The organism is Escherichia sp. MOD1-EC5990 (assembly GCF_002965285.1).
GTDB lineage: Bacteria > Pseudomonadota > Gammaproteobacteria > Enterobacterales > Enterobacteriaceae > Escherichia > Escherichia coli_F.
Genome location: NZ_PTRV01000016.1, coordinates 71,069 through 88,654, shown reverse-complemented (window position 1 = coordinate 88,654; position 17,586 = coordinate 71,069). Strand labels below are relative to the sequence as shown.

Annotated in this window: 17 protein-coding genes; 10 read left to right on the top strand and 7 right to left on the bottom strand. The window is 50.8% G+C overall.

Going from position 1 to position 17,586, the window contains the following annotated elements; genetic code table 11:
• Nucleotides 1-2: 2 nt before the first annotated feature.
• Genes BEB42_RS17995 through ilvY form a run of 3 tightly spaced genes read right to left on the bottom strand, consistent with a single transcriptional unit; the run spans nt 3 to nt 1,902 of the window.
• Nucleotides 3-593 carry a hypothetical protein gene (locus tag BEB42_RS17995; protein WP_001107527.1) on the bottom strand — a complete coding sequence of 197 codons (591 nt, stop codon included), beginning with the start codon at nt 591-593 and terminating at the stop codon, nt 3-5.
• A gap of 18 nt (nt 594-611) precedes the next feature.
• Nucleotides 612-1,001, bottom strand: coding sequence for a hypothetical protein (locus tag BEB42_RS17990; RefSeq protein WP_000213253.1), 390 nt, complete (start codon nt 999-1,001; stop codon nt 612-614).
• 10 nt (nt 1,002-1,011) lie between these two features.
• Nucleotides 1,012-1,902 carry an HTH-type transcriptional activator IlvY gene (gene ilvY, locus BEB42_RS17985; protein WP_000365800.1) on the bottom strand — a complete coding sequence of 297 codons (891 nt, stop codon included), beginning with the start codon at nt 1,900-1,902 and terminating at the stop codon, nt 1,012-1,014.
• A gap of 149 nt (nt 1,903-2,051) precedes the next feature.
• On the opposite strand from ilvY, the gene ilvC reads away from it, so the two are divergent.
• Nucleotides 2,052-3,527, top strand: coding sequence for a ketol-acid reductoisomerase (gene ilvC / locus BEB42_RS17980; RefSeq protein ID WP_000024950.1), 1,476 nt, complete (start codon nt 2,052-2,054; stop codon nt 3,525-3,527).
• 45 nt (nt 3,528-3,572) lie between these two features.
• On the opposite strand, the gene ppiC is transcribed toward ilvC, so the two are convergent.
• Together ppiC and BEB42_RS17970 are read right to left on the bottom strand one after the other, a co-directional pair.
• Complete coding sequence (gene ppiC, locus BEB42_RS17975) at nt 3,573-3,854, bottom strand: peptidylprolyl isomerase PpiC (RefSeq protein ID WP_001140251.1); 282 nt, start codon at nt 3,852-3,854, stop codon at nt 3,573-3,575.
• A gap of 151 nt (nt 3,855-4,005) precedes the next feature.
• Complete coding sequence (locus BEB42_RS17970) at nt 4,006-4,455, bottom strand: type II toxin-antitoxin system PemK/MazF family toxin (RefSeq protein ID WP_000996697.1); 450 nt, start codon at nt 4,453-4,455, stop codon at nt 4,006-4,008.
• 216 nt (nt 4,456-4,671) lie between these two features.
• On the opposite strand from BEB42_RS17970, the gene rep reads away from it, so the two are divergent.
• The gene (gene rep, locus BEB42_RS17965) at nt 4,672-6,693 is read left to right on the top strand and encodes a DNA helicase Rep (RefSeq protein ID WP_001238880.1); all 2,022 of its coding nucleotides are present in this window, start codon (nt 4,672-4,674) and stop codon (nt 6,691-6,693) included.
• A gap of 47 nt (nt 6,694-6,740) precedes the next feature.
• On the opposite strand, the gene gppA is transcribed toward rep, so the two are convergent.
• Both gppA and rhlB read right to left on the bottom strand, forming a co-directional pair.
• Nucleotides 6,741-8,225 (bottom strand): guanosine-5'-triphosphate,3'-diphosphate diphosphatase, encoded by a 1,485-nt coding sequence (gppA, locus tag BEB42_RS17960; protein ID WP_001353695.1) that lies wholly within the window; start codon nt 8,223-8,225, stop codon nt 6,741-6,743.
• Nucleotides 8,226-8,360: 135 nt separating this feature from the next.
• A complete protein-coding gene (gene rhlB / locus BEB42_RS17950; RefSeq protein ID WP_000047508.1) occupies nt 8,361-9,626 on the bottom strand; it encodes an ATP-dependent RNA helicase RhlB in 1,266 nt (421 codons plus the stop codon).
• Between the two features lie 130 nt (nt 9,627-9,756).
• Between rhlB and trxA the strand changes: the two genes are divergently transcribed.
• The 8 genes from trxA to rffG all read left to right on the top strand — a co-directional run bounded on the left by trxA (nt 9,757) and on the right by rffG (nt 17,585).
• A complete protein-coding gene (gene trxA / locus BEB42_RS17945; protein ID WP_001280776.1) occupies nt 9,757-10,086 on the top strand; it encodes a thioredoxin TrxA in 330 nt (109 codons plus the stop codon).
• A gap of 140 nt (nt 10,087-10,226) precedes the next feature.
• The gene (gene rhoL, locus BEB42_RS17940) at nt 10,227-10,328 is read left to right on the top strand and encodes a rho operon leader peptide RhoL (RefSeq protein ID WP_001295255.1); all 102 of its coding nucleotides are present in this window, start codon (nt 10,227-10,229) and stop codon (nt 10,326-10,328) included.
• Nucleotides 10,329-10,412: 84 nt separating this feature from the next.
• Nucleotides 10,413-11,672: a transcription termination factor Rho gene (gene rho, locus BEB42_RS17935; RefSeq protein WP_001054527.1), complete on the top strand. Its 1,260-nt coding sequence runs from the start codon at nt 10,413-10,415 to the stop codon at nt 11,670-11,672.
• 239 nt (nt 11,673-11,911) lie between these two features.
• The gene (gene wecA / locus BEB42_RS17930) at nt 11,912-13,015 is read left to right on the top strand and encodes a UDP-N-acetylglucosamine--undecaprenyl-phosphate N-acetylglucosaminephosphotransferase (RefSeq protein ID WP_001050974.1); all 1,104 of its coding nucleotides are present in this window, start codon (nt 11,912-11,914) and stop codon (nt 13,013-13,015) included.
• Between the two features lie 11 nt (nt 13,016-13,026).
• Entirely contained in the window at nt 13,027-14,073 is a 1,047-nt protein-coding gene (gene wzzE, locus BEB42_RS17925; protein ID WP_001353696.1) for an ECA polysaccharide chain length modulation protein, read from the top strand.
• A gap of 55 nt (nt 14,074-14,128) precedes the next feature.
• Nucleotides 14,129-15,259: a non-hydrolyzing UDP-N-acetylglucosamine 2-epimerase gene (wecB, locus tag BEB42_RS17920; RefSeq protein WP_000866672.1), complete on the top strand. Its 1,131-nt coding sequence runs from the start codon at nt 14,129-14,131 to the stop codon at nt 15,257-15,259.
• Nucleotides 15,256-16,518, top strand: coding sequence for a UDP-N-acetyl-D-mannosamine dehydrogenase (gene wecC, locus BEB42_RS17915; RefSeq protein ID WP_000006603.1), 1,263 nt, complete (start codon nt 15,256-15,258; stop codon nt 16,516-16,518). Before wecB ends, wecC begins: the two co-directional genes overlap by 4 nt.
• Nucleotides 16,518-17,585 (top strand): dTDP-glucose 4,6-dehydratase, encoded by a 1,068-nt coding sequence (gene rffG / locus BEB42_RS17910; protein WP_001226575.1) that lies wholly within the window; start codon nt 16,518-16,520, stop codon nt 17,583-17,585. Before wecC ends, rffG begins: the two co-directional genes overlap by 1 nt.
• Nucleotide 17,586: the final 1 nt, after the last annotated feature.

Sequence of the window (17,586 nt, the reverse complement as noted above, 5' to 3'; positions counted from 1 at the left end):
TTTTAATCCCTATACCATTGAACTTCTATAAAATTCATATTCTCATCGAACATAACAGAAAAATTTCTGCACCTTTTAGCGTTCATCCAGTCACCATTTTCGATAGCGTATGGACTAAAATTGATCTCGTATGAGGCTTCGCCATGTCCGTAACTGGTCCTAAAATCGATATGGATGTCACGTAGGCTCACCAGAGCAGGCATAGTCTGTGATAGTCGCTGGCGACGCACTCTTTTGCTCATTAGTATATCTTCCGTGTATAAAGCAGGTTGTTTTTTAGCTTCCTGACAAGCAGTCATTAACATTTTTGTAAAACAATGTGGGATGAAAACAATATTTTCTTCATTATCAATAATTCGGTGTTCTGCTAACACGGCTTGCTCATCTTCGTAAATATCAATAAAGAACAATTCATCGTCACTTATACATTGAAGTGTATAAACTGAGGGCGATGTGTTTTTGAATAGTGTCATTTGTACATCTGCCAGTCTGGCACCAAACTTTACAAAGGCAATGTCAAATATGTGGGTGTATTTCTTATGGATAGAGAAATTATCGATATTCGATGGTAAGTGATTATTATTTTTTGCCATGTATTTATTTCTCACGATTTACTTCATAATCTTATTACGAATGTAATTATCAAGCTTTTCCGACTCATAAAAGCTCATACACCGCTCCATTATGTTATTCGCATCCTTTGCGCTATCGGGATGTAGCGCAAGGGTGAGGGTGCCAAATCCCTTCGTCTCTTTGGCGACAAATTTCTGAAAAGCATTCCACTTTCCAGCATTATCTAAAGCATACCTTTCAAGCAGAAATGAAACGTCATGAGCAGGAGCCGAAAAGGCATCAGCGGGCGTACGCTCACGATAATGGGACGTTAAACACTCTTTCAACGCCAGATGCTTCACATCCTGAACGGTGATACCTTTCGGTTTGGCTTGCGCAATGCAACTTACCGCTAAAACCAATAATAATATCCACTTTCTTGTTGTCATGAAATTGTCCTTAGTAATTCGGTAAAATCTTCCAGAAAGCCTCAATCAGCGGCTCATGCAGCCGCTTTTTTTGTGCACAAACGCCCAGCTCAAACGGCGTTTTCTCATCGCTACGCTCCAGAATCATCACGCGGTTACGCACCGGTTCCGGGCTGTTTTCCAGCACCACTTCCGGCAACAATGCCACGCCGCAGCCGAGCGCCACCATCGAAACCATCGCTTCATGTCCGCCAACCGTGGCGTAAATCATCGGGTTACTGATTTTATTGCGTCGGAACCACAGCTCAATGCGGCGGCGCACCGGCCCCTGATCTGCCATGATAAACGGCACTGTAGACCAGTCCGGCTTCTCTACCGAAACCTGATTACGCACCGGGCACGGTAGGGCAGGCGCGATCAGCACCACTGCCAGATTCTCCAGCATCGAAAACGCCACTGCACCGGGCAGCGTCTCCGGCTTCCCGGCAATCGCCAGATCCGCTTCCCCCGTCACCACTTTTTCCATCGCATCCGCCGCATCACCGGTAGTGAGTTTGATCTCCACTGACGGGTGTTCCGCGCGGAATCTGTCAAGAATCGGCGGCAGATGGCTGTAGGCAGCGGTCACCGAGCAGAAGATATGTAATTCGCCAGAGAGCGACGGTCCTTGCTGGTCGATGGTGTGGCGCAATTGCTGATACTGCAACAGTGTTTGCTGGGCGAAAACGCGCAGTTCTTCGCCCGCTTCGGTCAGCGTCACCGTACGGTTATCGCGCACAAACAGCTGCTGACCGAGATCTTCTTCCAGGCGCTGAATCTGTCGGGAAAGCGTGGATGGACTAACGTGCATCGCCCGCGCGCTGCGGCCAAAATGGCGGCTTTCCGCCAGATGCAGGAAGGTTTTCAGATCGCGTAAATCCAATGGCGCAGCCCTCAATGTTGACGTTGCAAAAATTGCAATGTGACGTTGTGAATATATCAATTTCCGCAATAAATTTCCTGTCATATAGTGAATTCAATCTCGCAAACGCGAACCGAACAATAAGAAGCACAACATCACGAGGAATCACCATGGCTAACTACTTCAATACACTGAACCTGCGCCAGCAGCTGGCACAGCTGGGCAAATGTCGCTTTATGGGCCGCGACGAATTCGCCGATGGCGCGAGCTACCTTCAGGGTAAAAAAGTGGTCATCGTCGGTTGTGGTGCGCAGGGTCTGAACCAGGGCCTGAACATGCGTGATTCTGGTCTGGATATCTCTTATGCCCTGCGTAAAGAAGCGATCGCTGAGAAGCGCGCATCCTGGCGTAAAGCGACCGAAAACGGTTTTAAAGTGGGTACTTACGAAGAGCTGATCCCGCAGGCAGATCTGGTGGTTAACCTGACGCCAGACAAACAGCACTCCGACGTGGTGCGCACCGTACAGCCACTGATGAAAGACGGCGCGGCGCTGGGTTACTCACATGGTTTCAACATCGTCGAAGTGGGCGAGCAGATCCGTAAAGACATCACCGTAGTAATGGTTGCGCCGAAATGCCCTGGCACTGAAGTGCGTGAAGAGTACAAACGTGGGTTTGGCGTACCGACGCTGATTGCCGTTCACCCGGAAAACGATCCGAAAGGCGAAGGCATGGCGATCGCTAAAGCATGGGCGGCAGCAACTGGTGGTCACCGTGCTGGCGTGCTGGAATCGTCCTTTGTTGCGGAAGTGAAATCTGACCTGATGGGCGAGCAAACCATTCTGTGCGGTATGTTGCAGGCTGGCTCTCTGCTGTGCTTCGACAAGCTGGTGGAAGAAGGCACCGACCCGGCATATGCAGAAAAACTGATTCAGTTCGGTTGGGAAACCATCACCGAAGCCCTGAAGCAGGGCGGCATCACCCTGATGATGGACCGTCTCTCTAACCCGGCGAAACTGCGTGCTTACGCGCTCTCTGAACAACTGAAAGAGATCATGGCACCGCTGTTCCAGAAACATATGGACGATATCATCTCTGGCGAATTCTCTTCCGGCATGATGGCGGACTGGGCTAACGACGATAAGAAACTGCTGACCTGGCGTGAAGAAACCGGCAAAACCGCGTTCGAAACTGCGCCGCAGTTTGAAGGCAAAATCGGCGAGCAAGAGTACTTCGATAAAGGCGTACTGATGATCGCGATGGTGAAAGCGGGCGTTGAGCTGGCATTCGAAACCATGGTTGATTCCGGCATCATCGAAGAGTCTGCTTACTATGAATCACTGCACGAACTGCCGCTGATTGCCAATACCATCGCCCGTAAGCGTCTGTACGAAATGAACGTGGTTATCTCTGATACCGCCGAGTACGGTAACTATCTGTTCTCTTACGCTTGTGTGCCGTTGCTGAAACCGTTTATGGCAGAGCTGCAACCGGGCGACCTGGGTAAAGCTATTCCGGAAGGTGCGGTAGATAACGCGCAGTTGCGTGATGTGAACGAAGCGATTCGCAGCCATGCGATTGAGCAGGTAGGTAAGAAACTGCGCGGCTATATGACGGATATGAAACGTATTGCAGTTGCGGGTTAAGTGCGATTCAGAGTTCAAGGCCTTCTCCCGGAGAAGGCCTTGCTGTTAGTTACGGTAAAGCACCTTAATGATGTGATACCCGAACTGGGTATGCAGCGGACCGGTTGGCTCCAGTACCGGACAAGAGAAAACCACTTTATCGAACGCCGGAACCATCTGGCCCTGGCGGAATTCACCTAAATCACCGCCGCGTTTGCCTGACGGGCAAATAGAGTGTTTCTTCGCCAGCTTGCCGAAATCGGCACCATTCTTAATCTGCTCGAGAAGATCCAGAGCCAGTTTCTCTTCTTTTACAAGGATATGCAGTGCTGCTGCTGTTTTTGCCATGATCGTGCCTTGAATTAAAAATTGTCAGTCAGGGAGGGGGGACATATATGGCAAAAGCCCGGAAAATCCGGGCTTCGCAGGTCCCTCAAGGGGAGAAAACTTAGGGCCTCTATGGGCTACAGAGTCATTATCGGGGATGGTGATTTTATTGTCAATTTATGAGCGATATGGCATTGATTGACTTGATGACTGCCCTCTGTATGTCTGCAACCAACTCATGTGGCAAACATTGATTAAGATACCCCCGATAAGTCCTTGCTCTGTTTAATCGGTTTCGACTGACTTGTTGTACCAGGTCGGCTTTAGCCCAACGTATCTGCGGATCAAAGAATTGCAGGTCATTGATAACATTACTGGCTATTTCAACATGCATTCCACGATTTAACTTGTCATGGTCGCGAGTGGTTGATAATGGAACGACGATACATGCGTTGCCATTAATTTTTCCGTTGAGCACGACAACCAACCTATTTTTTATCATCTCAGGTGGAATGCGGCCATCGTAATACGTCGTGCTGAACTGTCCATTCTGGCTAACGGGATAGTTACCAAAGTTGCATTCCAGTATTTCACCAACCTTGGGGCTGAAATTAATCGCCACGAGTAAACCTCTCCTTAGTAAACTCTGAAAAAGTAATAACACAACGTTACGACCCGATATTTTCTAAGTCTAATGGATTCATGATGAACTCCGGTTTCGGCCTTCCCTCTCTGATTTAAACATCCGCAGCCATCCGGTTAGCGGTTTTCACTCGGTCACATTCAAATGCGATTCTGCTACAATCCTCCCCCCGTTCGAAGATTGAGCAATACACCTATGCGTCTAAACCCCGGCCAACAACAAGCTGTCGAATTCGTTACCGGCCCCTGCCTGGTGCTGGCGGGCGCGGGTTCCGGTAAAACTCGTGTTATCACCAATAAAATCGCCCATCTGATCCGCGGTTGCGGTTATCAGGCACGGCATATCGCGGCGGTGACCTTTACCAATAAGGCGGCGCGCGAGATGAAAGAGCGTGTCGGGCAGACGCTGGGGCGTAAAGAGGCGCGCGGGCTGATGATCTCCACCTTCCATACATTAGGGCTGGATATCATCAAACGGGAGTATGCGGCGCTTGGGATGAAAGCGAACTTTTCACTGTTTGACGATACCGATCAACTGGCGTTACTCAAAGAACTGACCGAGGGGCTGATTGAAGATGACAAAGTTCTTCTGCAACAGCTGATTTCGACCATCTCTAACTGGAAGAACGATCTCAAAACACCGGCGCAGGCGGCGGCAGAAGCAAAGGGCGAGCGGGACCGTATTTTTGCCCATTGTTATGGGCTGTATGATTCACACCTGAAAGCGTGCAACGTTCTCGACTTCGACGATCTGATTTTATTACCGACGTTGCTGCTGCAACGCAATGAAGAAGTCCGCGAGCGCTGGCAGAACAAAATTCGCTATCTGCTGGTGGATGAATATCAGGACACCAACACCAGTCAGTATGAGCTGGTGAAACTGCTGGTGGGCAGCCGCGCACGTTTTACCGTGGTAGGCGATGATGACCAGTCGATCTACTCCTGGCGCGGTGCCCGTCCGCAAAACCTGGTGCTGTTGAGCCAGGATTTCCCTGCGTTGAAGGTGATTAAACTCGAACAGAACTATCGCTCTTCCGGGCGTATTCTGAAAGCGGCGAACATCCTTATCGCCAATAACCCGCACGTCTTTGAAAAGCGTCTTTTTTCTGAACTGGGTTACGGCACAGAGCTAAAAGTTTTAAGCGCGAATAACGAGGAACATGAGGCCGAGCGCGTCACCGGTGAATTGATCGCCCATCACTTCGTCAATAAAACGCAGTACAAAGATTATGCCATTCTTTATCGTGGTAACCATCAGTCGCGGGTGTTTGAAAAATTCCTGATGCAAAACCGCATCCCGTACAAAATATCTGGCGGTACTTCATTCTTCTCTCGCCCGGAAATCAAGGATTTGCTGGCTTATCTGCGTGTGCTGACTAACCCGGACGATGATAGTGCGTTCCTGCGTATCGTTAACACGCCGAAGAGAGAGATTGGTCCGGCGACGCTGAAAAAGCTGGGCGAGTGGGCGATGACGCGCAATAAAAGTATGTTTACCGCCAGTTTTGATATGGGCCTGAGCCAGACGCTTAGCGGACGTGGTTATGAAGCATTGACCCGCTTCACTCACTGGCTGGCGGAAATCCAGCGCCTGGCGGAACGGGAACCGATTGCCGCAGTACGCGATCTGATCCACGGCATGGATTATGAATCCTGGCTGTACGAAACATCGCCCAGCCCGAAAGCTGCCGAAATGCGCATGAAGAACGTCAACCAACTGTTTAGCTGGATGACGGAGATGCTGGAAGGCAGTGAACTGGATGAGCCGATGACGCTCACTCAGGTGGTGACGCGCTTTACTCTGCGAGACATGATGGAGCGCGGCGAGAGCGAGGAAGAGCTGGATCAGGTACAACTGATGACTCTGCACGCGTCAAAAGGGCTGGAGTTTCCTTATGTCTACATGGTCGGTATGGAAGAAGGATTTTTGCCTCACCAGAGCAGCATCGATGAAGACAATATTGATGAGGAGCGGCGGCTGGCCTATGTTGGCATCACCCGCGCCCAGAAGGAATTGACCTTTACGCTGTGTAAAGAACGCCGTCAGTACGGCGAACTTGTGCGCCCGGAGCCGAGTCGCTTCCTGCTGGAGCTGCCGCAGGATGATTTGGTATGGGAACAGGAGCGCAAAGTTGTCAGCGCCGAAGAACGAATGCAGAAAGGCCAAAACCATCTGGCAAATCTGAAGGCGATGATGGCAGCAAAACGAGGGAAATAATCAAGGCCGGGTAAAATGCGCGAGCATCGCATCCGGCATATTACTCTTTAATGTAGTTCCAACGGCCAGTGAACATAGCTTTGCCACTGGCTTTCCTGATCAATAATCTCTTTACCCAGCGGATGTTGGGTTAGCCAACCTTGCGGAAGCGTCAAGGTCAACAGTTCATGGTTGGCCTTTAATGTCATCTCTGGCACGAGATCGTCACGGCGACGGCTGGCAAAAATGATGGCCAGGCGTAGTAAACGGCAGAGTTGTTCTGCGACGCGTGGCGGTACGGCATTTTGTTGATGCAACGAGGAGAGATCTATTGGGTTCGTCTGGTTGAGTAGTAGCGTCGCCAGTAATTTTTTCTGTGCAGGCGTAAAACCGGGAAGATCCAGATTACGCACCAGATAAGCAGCATGTTGCGGCGCTTGTTTGAAATCAACGCTCAGACCGATTTCATGAAGCTGACAGGCGCTGATGAGCAAATCACGGCTAATCGCTTCAAGATGCCATTCGTTTTCCACCTGATCGAAGAAATTAGCCGCAACTTTGGCTACTCGCTGAGCCTGATCAATATCGATCATAAAGCGGCGTTGAATATTACGCAGCGTACGGCTGCGAATATCCTGCTCGACGGCCAGATGCAACATGCCGTAGACCAGACCTTCACGCAGTGCACCACCAGCCAGGGTCATACACTGAATATTCAGTTCGGTAAAAATGGCTATCAGGATCGCCAGACCACTCGGGAACACTAACGCACGTTCCAGCGTCAGTCCGTCGATCTCCAGTTCCTCCAGTCGACCACAATGAATGGCGCGTTGTTTCAGTTGCTGCAACTTTTCCAGGGTAATCCGTTCATCCATCCCCTGTGCCATCATGATTTCTTGTAAGGCCTGCACGGTGCCGGAAGCACCAACGCACACTTTCCAGCCGTGATACCGCAATTCATCGGCAACCGGACGTAACACTTCGCGTGCCGCTTTTTCTGCGGCATCAAAATTTTCCTGCCCCAGATTACGATCGGCAAAATAGCGTTCCAGCCAGGTGACGCAGCCCATCGACAGGCTGAACAACGAGGTGGTTTGTGCGCCCGTGCCGGTTACCAGTTCAGTACTGGCGCCGCCGATATCCACCACCAGGCGCTGATCGGCACCGCCAGTGGTGTGAGCAACACCCTGATAAATCAGGCGAGCTTCTTCTTCACCGCTGATCACTTGTACCGGACAACCGAGGATTTCCTGCGCTTTGGCAATAAAATCACCGGCATTGACGGCAAGGCGTAATGTCGCCGTGGCGACAACGCGAATTTGCGAGGAAGGGATATCTTGCAGACGTTCAGCAAACAGGCGCAAACATTGCCAACCGCGCTCCATTGCTTCATTAGACAGGGCATTTTCGCTGTTCAGGCCAGCAGCCAGACGCACTTTGCGTTTAATTCGCGTCAGCGTCTGGATGCTTCCAGCCACCTCGCGCACAACCAGCATATGAAAACTATTCGAACCGAGATCAATGGCTGCATATAATGACGAGGTGGAACCCATACTCTTCATCCTTCAATCTGTCTCTGCGTTGGCTGCGTTCTTTCACCCGAATCACTTACTACAGTAAGCTCATTGGGATTAATTCTCTTGCCATCTTGATACAGTTTGAATGATTTTGAGTATGACATTTTTTATTTAACCTGAACGACGACGATTACGCGGAGCACCAGTACGACGCGGACCATTACCTGTACGCGGGCGTGTGAGGCGCAGCGGTTTTGGCAGATCGGTCATCAATGCGTCCGGATTGTATTTGCTTACCGGAATTGAGTGACCAATATAGGTCTCAATAGCAGGCAAATTCAATGCATACTCTTCACAGGCCAGGCTGATAGAATGACCGCTTGCGCCTGCGCGACCTGTACGACCAATACGGTGAACGTAATCTTCACAGTCATCGGGTAAATCGTAGTTAAAGACGTGCGTCACCGCAGGGATGTGCAAACCACGCGCAGCAACGTCGGTGGCAACCAGAATATCCAGATCGCCACGGGTAAATTCATCAAGGATACGCAGACGTTTTTTCTGCGCGACATCGCCTGTCAACAAACCGACACGATGACCATCTGCCGCCAGGTGGCCCCAGATCTCTTCACAACGATGTTTGGTGTTGGCGAAAATAATCGCTCGGTCTGGCCATTCTTCTTCAATCAGCGTTTGCAGCAAACGCATTTTTTCTTCGTTAGAAGGGTAGAAAAGCTCTTCTTTTATACGGTGGCCCGTTTTCTGTTCCGGTTCCACTTCAATATATTCGGCATTGTTCATCTGCTCGAATGCCAGTTCGCGTACCCGGTACGAAAGCGTGGCGGAGAACAGCATGTTGAGGCGCTGGTTTGCAGGCGGCATACGGCGGAACAGCCAGCGTATATCTTTAATAAAGCCCAGATCGTACATGCGATCGGCTTCGTCCAGTACCACCACCTGAATGGCACCGAGGTTAATGTGGTTCTGCTTGGCGTAGTCAATTAAACGACCCGTGGTGCCAATCAGTATGTCAACGCCGCTTTCCAGCACTTTCAGCTGTTTGTCGTAGCCATCACCACCGTAAGCCAGACCCAGCTTCAGGCCGGTAGCTTGCGCCAGTGGCTCCGCATCGGCGTGGATCTGCACGGCAAGTTCACGCGTCGGTGCCATAATTAAGGCACGCGGCTGATTCACCTTGCGATCGGCAATCGCGGGATGAGAGAGAAGATAATGAAACGTTGACGTAAGAAACGCCATCGTTTTCCCGGTACCGGTTTGCGCCTGCCCGGCTACGTCACGACCCGCCAGCGTCAGCGGAAGGGCCAGTGCCTGAATGGGCGTACAGTTATGAAACCCTTTTTTTTCAAGGGCTTCTACAACCTTCGGATGCAGGGCGAAGTCGGAAAACTTCTGTTCTGTTAAATGTGTTTTGCTCATAGTGTGGTAGAATATCAGCTTACTATTGCTTTACGAAAGCGTATCCGGTGAAATAAAGTCAACCTTTAGTTGGTTAATGTTACACCAACAACGAAACCAACACGCCAGGCTTATTCCTGTGGAGTTATATATGAGCGATAAAATTATTCACCTGACTGACGACAGTTTTGACACGGATGTACTCAAAGCGGACGGGGCGATCCTCGTTGATTTCTGGGCAGAGTGGTGCGGTCCGTGCAAAATGATCGCCCCGATTCTGGATGAAATCGCTGACGAATATCAGGGCAAACTGACCGTTGCAAAACTGAACATCGATCAAAACCCTGGCACTGCGCCGAAATATGGCATCCGTGGTATCCCGACTCTGCTGCTGTTCAAAAACGGTGAAGTGGCGGCAACCAAAGTGGGCGCACTGTCTAAAGGTCAGTTGAAAGAGTTCCTCGACGCTAACCTGGCGTAAGGGAATTTCATGTTCGGGTGCCCTGTCGCTAAAAACTGGACGCCCGGCGTGAGTCATGCTAACTTAGTGTTGACTTCGTATTAAACATACCTTATTAAGTTTGAATCTTGTAATTTCCAACGCTTCCCGTTTTATCTTAAATGCGAAGTGAACAGATTTCTGGCTCGTCACTCAATCCGTCTTGTCGTTTCAGTTCTGCGTACTCTCCTGTGACCAGGCAGCGAAAAGACATGAGTCGATGACCGTAAACAGGCATGGATGATCCTGCCATACCATTCACAACATTAAGTTCGAGATTTACCCCAAGTTTAAGAACTCACACCACTATGAATCTTACCGAATTAAAGAATACGCCGGTTTCTGAGCTGATCACTCTCGGCGAAAATATGGGGCTGGAAAACCTGGCTCGTATGCGTAAGCAGGACATTATTTTTGCCATCCTGAAGCAGCACGCAAAGAGTGGCGAAGATATCTTTGGTGATGGCGTACTGGAGATATTGCAGGATGGATTTGGTTTCCTCCGTTCCGCAGACAGCTCCTACCTCGCCGGTCCTGATGACATCTACGTTTCTCCTAGCCAAATCCGCCGTTTCAACCTCCGCACTGGTGATACCATCTCTGGTAAGATTCGCCCGCCGAAAGAAGGTGAACGCTATTTTGCGCTGCTGAAAGTTAACGAAGTTAACTTCGACAAACCTGAAAACGCCCGCAACAAAATCCTCTTTGAGAACTTAACCCCGCTGCACGCAAACTCTCGTCTGCGCATGGAACGTGGTAACGGTTCTACTGAAGATTTAACCGCTCGCGTACTGGATCTGGCATCACCTATCGGTCGTGGTCAGCGTGGTCTGATTGTGGCACCGCCGAAAGCCGGTAAAACCATGCTGCTGCAGAACATTGCTCAGAGCATTGCTTACAACCACCCGGATTGTGTGCTGATGGTTCTGCTGATTGACGAACGTCCGGAAGAAGTCACCGAGATGCAGCGTCTGGTAAAAGGTGAAGTTGTTGCTTCCACCTTTGACGAACCCGCATCTCGCCACGTTCAGGTTGCGGAAATGGTGATCGAGAAGGCGAAACGCCTGGTTGAGCACAAGAAAGACGTTATCATTCTGCTCGACTCCATCACTCGTTTGGCGCGTGCTTACAACACCGTTGTTCCGGCGTCAGGTAAAGTGCTGACCGGTGGTGTGGATGCCAACGCCCTGCATCGCCCGAAACGCTTCTTCGGTGCGGCGCGTAATGTGGAAGAGGGCGGCAGCCTGACCATCATCGCTACCGCGCTTATCGATACCGGTTCCAAGATGGACGAAGTTATCTACGAAGAGTTTAAAGGTACAGGCAACATGGAACTGCACCTCTCTCGTAAGATCGCTGAAAAACGCGTCTTCCCGGCAATCGACTACAACCGTTCCGGTACCCGTAAAGAAGAGCTGCTCACTACTCAGGAAGAGCTGCAGAAAATGTGGATCCTGCGCAAAATCATTCACCCGATGGGCGAAATCGATGCCATGGAGTTCCTCATTAATAAACTGGCGATGACCAAGACCAATGACGATTTCTTCGAAATGATGAAGCGCTCATAAATTTGTCTTATGCCAAAAACGCCACGTGTTTACGTGGCGTTTTGCTTTTATATCTGTAATCTTATTGCCGCACTGGCAATGTTAGGAAAATTCCTGGGTTTTGCTCGTGTGTTATGCAATTTGCATATCGAATGATTAATTTTTGCACAGGACTGGTGGGTTCGGAACAGACTTTCCCTTCTGAATAAAGGTCTTCGTGGTTATACTTCTGCTAATAATTTTCTCTGAGAGCATGCATTGTGAACTTACTGACAGTGAGTACTGATCTCATCAGTATTTTTTTATTCACGACACTGTTTCTGTTTTTTGCCCGAAAGGTAGCAAAAAAAGTCGGTTTAGTGGATAAACCTAACTTCCGCAAACGTCACCAGGGATTGATACCTCTCGTTGGGGGTATTTCGGTTTACGCAGGGATTTGCTTCACGTTCGGAATTGTCGATTATTATATTCCGCATGCATCTCTCTATCTCGCTTGTGCCGGTGTGCTTGTGTTCATCGGTGCGCTGGATGACCGTTTTGATATCAGCGTAAAAATCCGTGCCACCATACAGGCCGCTGTTGGCATTGTTATGATGGTGTTCGGCAACCTTTATCTCAGTAGCCTGGGTTATATCTTTGGCTCCTGGGAGATGGTGCTCGGACCGTTTGGTTACTTCCTGACGCTATTTGCCGTCTGGGCGGCCATTAATGCGTTCAACATGGTTGATGGCATTGATGGCTTGCTGGGCGGGTTGTCCTGCGTCTCGTTCGGTGCAATCGGTATGATTTTGTGGTTCGACGGGCAAACCAGCCTCGCTATCTGGTGCTTTGCGATGATCGCCGCCATCCTGCCCTATATCATGCTCAACCTTGGTATCCTGGGTCGCCGCTACAAAGTCTTTATGGGTGATGCGGGCAGTACGCTGATTGGTTTTACCGTTATCTGGATCCTGCTCGAAACGACTCAGGGAAAAACGCACCCAATAAGCCCGGTTACTGCATTATGGATTATCGCCATTCCGCTAATGGATATGGTGGCAATTATGTACCGTCGCCTGCGTAAAGGCATGAGCCCATTCTCTCCTGACCGTCAGCATATTCACCATTTGATCATGCGTGCCGGGTTTACTTCCCGCCAGGCGTTTGTGCTGATTACCCTTGCCGCAGCACTGCTCGCCTCAATTGGCGTGCTGGCAGAATACTCTCATTTTGTCCCGGAATGGGTCATGCTGGTGCTCTTTTTGCTAGCATTCTTCCTCTATGGATATTGCATTAAGCGTGCCTGGAAAGTTGCTCGCTTTATTAAGCGCGTAAAACGCAGACTGCGTAGAAATCGTGGTGGCAGCCCCAATTTAACCAAATAAATGAGGATGTGATGACACAACCAATGCCTGGGAAACCGGCCGAAGCCGCTGAAAATGAACTGGATATTCGTGGGTTGTTTCGTACCTTGTGGGCTGGGAAGCTGTGGATTATTGGCATGGGGCTGGCGTTTGCGTTAATCGCGCTGGCGTATACTTTTTTTGCTCGTCAGGAGTGGAGCTCGACGGCGATTACCGATCGTCCAACAGTGAATATGCTGGGAGGATACTACTCGCAGCAGCAATTTTTGCGTAACCTGGACGTCCGTTCGAACATGGCTTCTGCCGACCAACCATCGGTCATGGATGAAGCCTATAAAGAGTTTGTTATGCAACTGGCCTCGTGGGATACCCGCCGCGATTTCTGGTTGCAGACAGACTATTACAAACAGCGGATGGTCGGGAACAGCAAAGCCGATGCGGCGTTGCTGGATGAAATGATTAACAACATCGTGTTTATTCCCGGTGACTTCACGCGTGCGGTCAATGATAGCGTTAAGCTGATTGCCGAAACCGCGCCTGACGCTAATAACCTGTTACGTCAGTATGTTGCGTTTGCCAGCCAACGAGCAGCCAGCCATCTGAATGATGAGCTGAAAGGCGCATGGGCGGCGCGTACCATCCAGATGAAAGCTCAGGTGAAGCGTCAGGAAGAAGTGGCGAAAGCCATCTACGACCGCCGGATGAACAGCATTGAACAGGCGCTGAAAATTGCTGAGCAGCATAATATTTCGCGCAGTGCGACAGATGTACCTGCCGAGGAACTACCTGATTCAGAAATGTTCCTGCTTGGGCGTCCAATGCTCCAGGCGCGACTGGAAAATTTACAGGCCGTCGGTCCGGCCTTTGATCTCGACTATGATCAGAATCGGGCCATGTTAAACACCCTGAATGTTGGTCCAACCCTGGATCCGCGTTTTCAGACCTATCGCTATTTGCGTACGCCGGAAGAACCGGTAAAACGCGATAGCCCACGTCGTGCCTTCCTGATGATTATGTGGGGCATTGTCGGGGGGCTGATCGGGGCTGGTGTCGCATTAACCCGCCGTTGCTCGAAATAGCAACACTGCTGCGGTGAGCGCAAAGGCGCTCGCCGCTTATTCGAAGAGAATCGATGTGAAAGTACTGACTGTATTTGGTACGCGCCCGGAAGCCATCAAGATGGCGCCGTTGGTGCATGCGTTGGCAAAAGATCCTTTTTTTGAGGCTAAAGTTTGCGTCACTGCGCAGCATCGGGAGATGCTCGATCAGGTGCTGAAACTCTTTTCCATTGTACCTGACTACGATCTCAACATAATGCAGCCAGGACAGGGTCTGACAGAGATAACCTGTCGGATTCTGGAAGGGCTAAAACCAATTCTTGCCGAATTCAAACCAGACGTCGTGCTGGTTCACGGTGATACGACGACGACGCTGGCAACCAGCCTGGCAGCGTTTTATCAGCGTATTCCTGTTGGTCACGTTGAGGCTGGTCTGCGCACGGGCGATCTCTATTCGCCGTGGCCGGAAGAGGCAAATCGTACATTGACCGGGCATCTGGCGATGTATCACTTCTCTCCAACCGAAACGTCCCGGCAAAACTTGCTGCGTGAAAACGTTGCTGACAGCCGAATCTTCATTACCGGTAATACAGTCATTGATGCACTGTTATGGGTGCGTGACCAGGTGATGAGCAGCGACACGCTGCGTTCAGAGCTGGCGGCAAATTACCCGTTTATCGACCCCGATAAAAAGATGATTCTGGTGACCGGTCACAGACGTGAGAGTTTTGGTCGTGGCTTTGAAGAAATCTGCCATGCACTGGCAGACATCGCCACCACGCACCAGGACATCCAGATTGTCTATCCGGTGCATCTCAACCCGAACGTCAGAGAGCCGGTCAATCGCATTCTGGGGCACGTGAAAAATGTCATTCTGATCGATCCTCAGGAGTATTTACCGTTTGTCTGGCTGATGAACCACGCCTGGCTGATTTTGACTGACTCAGGCGGCATTCAGGAGGAAGCGCCTTCGCTGGGGAAACCGGTGCTGGTGATGCGCGATACCACCGAGCGTCCGGAAGCGGTGACGGCAGGTACGGTGCGTCTGGTCGGCACGGATAAGCAGCGAATCGTCGAGGAAGTGACGCGTCTTTTAAAAGACGAAAACGAATATCAAACCATGAGCCGCGCCCATAACCCGTATGGTGATGGTCAGGCATGCTCTCGCATTCTGGAAGCGTTAAAAAATAATCGGATATCACTATGAGTTTTGCGACCATTTCTGTCATTGGACTGGGTTACATTGGACTGCCAACGGCGGCAGCGTTTGCCTCCCGGCAAAAACAGGTGATTGGTGTTGATATCAACCAACACGCGGTTGATACCATCAATCGAGGCGAAATCCATATCGTCGAGCCTGATTTGGCGAGCGTAGTAAAAACTGCCGTAGAAGGCGGTTTTTTACGAGCGAGCACGACGCCGGTTGAAGCGGATGCCTGGCTGATTGCTGTACCCACGCCGTTTAAAGGCGATCATGAGCCTGATATGGCTTACGTTGAATCGGCTGCTCGCTCCATTGCGCCAGTGCTGAAAAAAGGCGCGCTGGTGATCCTTGAGTCCACCTCGCCGGTGGGTTCAACCGAGAAGATGGCAGAATGGTTAGCAGAGATGCGTCCGGACCTGACTTTCCCACAGCAGGTGGGCGAGCAGGCGGACGTCAACATTGCTTACTGCCCGGAACGCGTGTTACCGGGCCAGGTTATGGTCGAGCTGATTAAAAACGATCGCGTGATTGGTGGTATGACGCCGGTTTGTTCGGCCCGTGCCAGCGAACTGTACAAAATTTTCCTCGAAGGTGAGTGTGTCGTCACTAACTCACGGACGGCGGAAATGTGTAAACTCACCGAGAACAGCTTCCGCGATGTGAATATCGCTTTTGCTAACGAACTGTCGCTGATTTGCGCCGATCAGGGGATTAACGTCTGGGAACTGATTCGCCTGGCGAATCGTCACCCTCGCGTCAATATTCTTCAACCTGGCCCTGGCGTGGGTGGTCACTGCATCGCTGTTGATCCGTGGTTTATCGTGGCACAGAATCCGCAGCAGGCGCGGCTTATCCGTACCGCGCGTGAAGTAAACGATCACAAACCGTTCTGGGTGATTGATCAGGTCAAAGCGGCGGTTGCCGACTGCCTGGCCGCTACCGATAAACGCGCCAGTGAGCTGAAAATTGCCTGTTTTGGTCTGGCGTTTAAACCGAATATTGATGACCTGCGCGAAAGTCCGGCGATGGAAATCGCTGAATTGATCGCTCAGTGGCACAGCGGCGAAACGCTGGTTGTTGAGCCTAACATTCACCAGTTGCCGAACAAACTGAATGGGCTTTGTACTCTGGCGCAGCTTGACGAGGCGCTGGCAACGGCAGATGTGCTGGTGATGTTGGTCGATCATAGTCAGTTCAAAGTTATCAATGGCGACAACGTCCATCAGCAGTATGTCGTCGATGCCAAAGGAGTCTGGCGCTAATGAGAAAGATTCTGATAACAGGCGGTGCCGGGTTTATTGGCTCGGCGCTGGTGCGTTATATCATCAACGAGACGAACGATGCGGTGGTGGTGGTCGATAAGCTGACCTACGCCGGAAACCTGATGTCGTTGGCACCAGTCGCGCAAAGCGATCGCTTTGCCTTTGAGAAAGTTGATATCTGCGATCGGGCAGAGTTGGCGCGCATTTTCACAGAACATCAGCCAGACTGCGTCATGCATCTGGCAGCTGAAAGCCATGTTGACCGTTCTATTGACGGCCCAGCAGCGTTTATCGAAACCAACATTGTCGGGACTTATACACTGCTTGAAGCGGCGCGGGCTTACTGGAATGCGCTGGCAGAAGACAAAAAATCGGCGTTCCGTTTTCATCATATCTCCACCGACGAAGTATACGGTGACCTGCATTCCACAGATGATTTCTTCACCGAAACCACGCCGTATTCGCCGAGCAGCCCTTATTCTGCTTCAAAAGCAAGCAGCGACCATCTGGTGCGCGCCTGGCTGCGGACCTACGGCCTGCCGACGTTAATCACCAACTGCTCTAATAACTACGGTCCTTACCACTTTCCGGAAAAACTGATCCCGCTGATGATTCTCAACGCGCTGGCGGGTAAACCGCTGCCGGTATATGGCAACGGGCAGCAAATCCGTGACTGGTTATATGTTGAAGATCATGCCCGTGCGCTGTATTGCGTGGTAACCACCGGGAAAGTCGGTGAAACCTATAATATTGGTGGTCACAACGAGCGTAAGAATCTCGAGGTTGTGGAAACCATCTGCGAGCTGCTGGAAGAACTGGCCCCGAATAAACCGCACGGTGTGGCGCACTATCGCGATCTGATTACCTTTGTCGCTGACCGTCCAGGGCATGACCTACGCTATGCCATTGATGCTTCGAAAATTGCCCGTGAACTTGGCTGGCTGCCGCAGGAAACCTTTGAAAGTGGAATGCGTAAAACAGTGCAGTGGTATCTGGCTAATGAAAGCTGGTGGAAGCAGGTGCAGGACGGCAGCTATCAGGGTGAGCGTTTAGGTCTGAACGGCTAAT

Excerpts from the sequence above, each read along its gene's own strand:
- BEB42_RS17995 (WP_001107527.1), bottom strand. The coding sequence starts at position 593 with ATGGCAAAAAATAATAATCACTTACCATCGAATATCGATAATTTCTCT.
- BEB42_RS17990 (WP_000213253.1), bottom strand. The coding sequence starts at position 1,001 with ATGACAACAAGAAAGTGGATATTATTATTGGTTTTAGCGGTAAGTTGC.
- ilvC (WP_000024950.1), top strand. The coding sequence starts at position 2,052 with ATGGCTAACTACTTCAATACACTGAACCTGCGCCAGCAGCTGGCACAG.
- ppiC (WP_001140251.1), bottom strand. The coding sequence starts at position 3,854 with ATGGCAAAAACAGCAGCAGCACTGCATATCCTTGTAAAAGAAGAGAAA.
- rep (WP_001238880.1), top strand. The coding sequence starts at position 4,672 with ATGCGTCTAAACCCCGGCCAACAACAAGCTGTCGAATTCGTTACCGGC.
- gppA (WP_001353695.1), bottom strand. The coding sequence starts at position 8,225 with ATGGGTTCCACCTCGTCATTATATGCAGCCATTGATCTCGGTTCGAAT.
- rhlB (WP_000047508.1), bottom strand. The coding sequence starts at position 9,626 with ATGAGCAAAACACATTTAACAGAACAGAAGTTTTCCGACTTCGCCCTG.
- trxA (WP_001280776.1), top strand. The coding sequence starts at position 9,757 with ATGAGCGATAAAATTATTCACCTGACTGACGACAGTTTTGACACGGAT.
- rhoL (WP_001295255.1), top strand. The coding sequence starts at position 10,227 with ATGCGAAGTGAACAGATTTCTGGCTCGTCACTCAATCCGTCTTGTCGT.
- rho (WP_001054527.1), top strand. The coding sequence starts at position 10,413 with ATGAATCTTACCGAATTAAAGAATACGCCGGTTTCTGAGCTGATCACT.
- wzzE (WP_001353696.1), top strand. The coding sequence starts at position 13,027 with ATGACACAACCAATGCCTGGGAAACCGGCCGAAGCCGCTGAAAATGAA.
- wecC (WP_000006603.1), top strand. The coding sequence starts at position 15,256 with ATGAGTTTTGCGACCATTTCTGTCATTGGACTGGGTTACATTGGACTG.
- rffG (WP_001226575.1), top strand. The coding sequence starts at position 16,518 with ATGAGAAAGATTCTGATAACAGGCGGTGCCGGGTTTATTGGCTCGGCG.